The following is an 840-nucleotide window of genomic DNA, read 5'->3' as shown; positions in this document are numbered from 1 at the left end:
GCACGCTCCACCCCAGCCACACCAGGTACGCCGCCCCCGCCACCGTCAGCGCGGTGAGCAGTGCAGGGGACCCCGCGACCAGGACCGCGAGGCCCGCCGCGGCCAGCGCCGTGTGCAGGGCGTAGCCGCTGACCAGGCCGGTCACGGCCAGGCCCACCGAGCGCCCGCGCAGCCCGGCGCCGATCACGTACGCCCAGTCGGCGCCCGGCACGCACACCAGCAGCAGGTCGACGGCGAGGAAGGAGATCAGCGTTCCGGAGTCCATGGAGGGGACATTAGGCGCGATACGGTCGAAGGTGTTCCCGAAGTTTTCACGAAATGGCCCACTACGGGGGAAGATCTGCTCCATGGACGACGTGGACCGGAAGATTCTTGCCGAGCTGCAGCAGGACGGGCGGCTGACGGTGACCGAGCTGGCCGCGCGGGTGCGGCTGAGCGTCTCGCCCTGTCACCGGCGGCTGCGGGAGCTGGAGCGGACCGGCGCGATCAGCGGCTACCGGGCCGTGGTGGAGCCGGCGGCCGTCGGGCTGACCTTCGAGGCGCTGGTCTTCGTCTCGATGCGGCAGGAGGACCGGGACACGGTCGTCGAGTTCGAGCGGGCCGTCGGCGAGGTGGAGCACGTGCTGGACGCGCAGCGGCTGTTCGGGGAGCCCGACTACCTGCTGCGGGTGGCCACCGCCGACCTCGCGGCCTTCCAGCGGCTCTACGACGAGCGGCTGGCGACCCTGCCGGGCGTGCAGCGGCTCACGTCGACGCTGGTGATGAAGCACGTGGTGCGCGACCGGCCCCTGCCGGGCTGAACCACCCGAGCGGCGCGCCTCGCCCTTCCCGCTCCCGCCC

At 72.7% G+C, this 840-nt stretch carries 2 protein-coding genes; one reads left to right on the top strand and one right to left on the bottom strand.

Annotation, left to right across the window (positions count from 1 at the left end):
• A partial coding sequence (locus P1P75_RS41730; RefSeq protein ID WP_319265306.1) for a LysE family transporter occupies positions 1 to 265 on the bottom strand: 265 nt, incomplete at its 3' end.
• Between the two features lie 82 nt (positions 266 to 347).
• Here P1P75_RS41730 and P1P75_RS41725 point away from each other — a divergent pair.
• A complete protein-coding gene (locus P1P75_RS41725; protein ID WP_319265304.1) occupies positions 348 to 800 on the top strand; it encodes an Lrp/AsnC family transcriptional regulator in 453 nt (150 codons plus the stop codon).
• Positions 801 to 840 lie beyond the last annotated feature (40 nt).

It is taken from the genome of Streptomyces sp. ID05-39B (assembly GCF_033794725.1).
Taxonomy (GTDB): domain Bacteria; phylum Actinomycetota; class Actinomycetes; order Streptomycetales; family Streptomycetaceae; genus Streptomyces; species Streptomyces bobili.
The sequence above is the reverse complement of the archived record's forward strand: the minus strand, read 5'-3'. Positions and strand labels throughout refer to the sequence as shown.